Source organism: Microcystis sp. M44BS1, from assembly GCF_020244875.1.
Taxonomy (GTDB): Bacteria; Cyanobacteriota; Cyanobacteriia; order Cyanobacteriales; family Microcystaceae; genus Microcystis; species Microcystis panniformis.
The window spans coordinates 1-2,517 of the sequence record NZ_JADBVM010000254.1 but is presented as its reverse complement, the minus strand read 5'-3'; the positions used below and the strand labels follow the sequence as shown (position 1 = coordinate 2,517).

The 2,517-nt window shown below is 35.7% G+C and carries 7 protein-coding genes; all 7 read left to right on the top strand.

The genetic code is table 11. From position 1 onward, the window contains the following. Positions 1-187 precede the first annotated feature (187 nt). The 7 genes from IM515_RS19805 to IM515_RS19775 all read left to right on the top strand — a co-directional run bounded on the left by IM515_RS19805 (position 188) and on the right by IM515_RS19775 (position 2,304). Positions 188-607: a XisH family protein gene (locus tag IM515_RS19805; protein WP_002788475.1), complete on the top strand. Its 420-nt coding sequence runs from the start codon at positions 188-190 to the stop codon at positions 605-607. Beyond that, positions 595-933: a XisI protein gene (locus IM515_RS19800; RefSeq protein WP_287628252.1), complete on the top strand. Its 339-nt coding sequence runs from the start codon at positions 595-597 to the stop codon at positions 931-933. Before IM515_RS19805 ends, IM515_RS19800 begins: the two co-directional genes overlap by 13 nt. A gap of 97 nt (positions 934-1,030) precedes the next feature. Beyond that, the gene (locus IM515_RS19795; protein WP_012267887.1) at positions 1,031-1,249 is read left to right on the top strand and encodes a DUF2283 domain-containing protein; all 219 of its coding nucleotides are present in this window, start codon (positions 1,031-1,033) and stop codon (positions 1,247-1,249) included. Positions 1,250-1,293: 44 nt separating this feature from the next. Further along, positions 1,294-1,488, top strand: a complete 195-nt coding sequence (locus tag IM515_RS19790; RefSeq protein ID WP_287628251.1) for a type II toxin-antitoxin system HicB family antitoxin — start codon at positions 1,294-1,296, stop codon at positions 1,486-1,488. Positions 1,489-1,517: 29 nt separating this feature from the next. Further along, entirely contained in the window at positions 1,518-1,778 is a 261-nt protein-coding gene (locus IM515_RS19785) for a DUF4160 domain-containing protein (protein WP_287628250.1), read from the top strand. Positions 1,779-1,781: 3 nt separating this feature from the next. Then, positions 1,782-2,066, top strand: a complete 285-nt coding sequence (locus tag IM515_RS19780) for a DUF2442 domain-containing protein (protein WP_287628249.1) — start codon at positions 1,782-1,784, stop codon at positions 2,064-2,066. A gap of 19 nt (positions 2,067-2,085) precedes the next feature. Further along, positions 2,086-2,304: a DUF2283 domain-containing protein gene (locus IM515_RS19775; RefSeq protein WP_287628253.1), complete on the top strand. Its 219-nt coding sequence runs from the start codon at positions 2,086-2,088 to the stop codon at positions 2,302-2,304. The last annotated feature ends 213 nt before the right edge of the window (positions 2,305-2,517 follow it).

Genomic DNA, 2,517 nt, shown 5'->3' with positions numbered 1-2,517 from the left:
AATTTTTACTCAAGATACTGATTTTTTAAGAATCAATCAATCATCTATAACTCATGCAGGAATTGCTTACTGTCCCCAACAAAGTAAATCTATTGGTCAAATAATTCGAGGACTACTCTTAATCTGGGAAATTCTTGAACCCGAAGAAATGTATAATCACATAGAGTTTATATAGAACCGCATGAAAATGCCTGCCAAAGATATTTTCCATGACTGTGTAAAACACGCCCTAATAAAAGACGGCTGGACAATTACCCATGACCCCCTACGGATTCGTTTAGCAAGAGGTAAAAACCTATTTGTTGATTTGGGAGCAGAAAGACTATTAGCCGCAGAAAAAGGAACAGAAAAAATAGCCATTGAAGTTAAGAGCTTTACTCGTCCTTCTGATATGAAAGACCTTGAAGAAGCAGTTGGTCAATTTGTCGTTTATACCCATCTCCTAAAGCGTTATTATCCCGAACATAAACTATTTTTGGCTGTTAGCGAAAACACCTGCAAAACAGTATTTGAAGAAGAAGCAGGTCAAACCTTAATTGAAGATGGTATTATTCAGTTATTTAGTTTCGATCCCAACCAGGAGGTAATTGTACGATGGATTCCTTAATTGCCCAATATCGGCAAATTATTGAAAAAACATTCCAAGATTATGCCGACTTCTTCGACACCGATCGCCAAATCCAAATCGAATTAGTCCTAGATCAAACCCGCGATCGCTATTTATTGGTTGAAACAGGTTGGCAAAATGGTTATCGAATCTACGGAACCCTATTACATATTGATATTATTGATCAAAAAATTTGGATTCAACACGACGGAACTGAGGATGGTATTGCCGATGAATTAGTAGCCGCAGGAATCCCTCAAAACCAGATTATTTTAGCCTTTAAATCCCCTGAAATTAGACCCTATACAGGCTTTGCTGTGGCTTAACGTTCAAATATGATGGACAATTCTCAAAACCGCGATCGCCCACCAAATAAATCACTATTAGAAGGAGATTAGAAACTCTTGATAACCCAAGTTAGCCATGAAAATCACCTACTTTCAAGATACGGACACTCTATATTTAGAGTTCAATAACAATCCTATTGTCGAGACTCAAGAAATCAATGAAAATACCTTGGTCGATCTTGATAAAAATGGGAACATTTGTGCAATCACCTTGGAACAGGCCAGAAGCTTAACGGATCTGAATGCTTTTTCCCTAGAAACTATTGTCGCGCCTCAATTAGCTTCAAGTTTATAAGATTTGTCATAATAAAATTATTCTATAAACCCTATGGATTCCCCATGCAAAACCAAATTAACCTTACCATTGAACGCTTTCAAGAAAACGGACAAGATTACTATGTCGCCACCAGTCCCGATATACAAGGACTTGTCGCTGAAGCTGATACAATAGATGCCGTCATTGATATTGCCAAAGACTTAATTCCCATCCTATTAGAATTGGAAACAGAAGATCAGCTTGTTATCACCACTTAACACAAATTATAGATAATCTTAAATTCGCAATGCCAGAAATTAGTCGTTTTTTAGGAATTATTATCACTATGTACTATAACGACCATACACCTGCTCATTTTCATGTTCGCTATAATCAACAAAAGGCGATCATTGACATTAAAAATCTCACTATTTTACAAGGTCAATTGTCTCCAAGTATTCTTGGTTTAGTAATTGAATGGGCTGCTATTCATCAACAAGAATTAAAGGAAAACTGGCAACTTGCTAGACTTAATGAACCTTTACAACCAATCCTCCCATTAGAATAAACCATGCTAAAAGATATTATTGAAGTGAAACCCCTAAATAATTATCAACTTTATCTTAAATTTGAAGATAATCAAGAGGGGATTATTAATCTTGAAGAAATTATCGAGTTTGTTGGCATTTTTCAACCGCTCAAAGACTTAGACTTTTTTAAAACTGTCAAAATTAATCCTGATTGGGGAACAATTTATTGGGAAAATGGGGCTGATTTAGACCCCGATGTTCTTTATTATCTCATCACGAATCAATCTCTTAACGACTTAGAAAAAGATGACTTACAACTTATTTAAAGTAGAGGAATTTTAAGCCATTAAAATCACCTACTTTCAAGATACGGATACTCTATATTTAGAGTTCAATAACAATCCTATTGTCGAGACTCAAGAAATCAATGAAAATACCTTAGTCGATCTTGATAAAAATGGGAACATTTGTGCAATCACCTTGGAACACGCCAGAAGCTTAACGGATCTGAATGCTTTTTCCCTAGAAACTATTGTCGCGCCTCAATTAGCTTCAAGTTTATAAGAGTTGTCATAATAAAATTATTCTATAAACCCTGACGTGATATAATATATATGACACTATGGGCGCAAGCATTGGGAGCATCTCACCTTTGCAATAAGTAGAAATGCTTAATGAGATCAATAAAAAAGTTAAAAAAGGCAACCATTTAGATAAGCACAGCGATGACGAAGGACTTGCGGTACATTACCAGATTCCCAACTTGCACCAGTAATT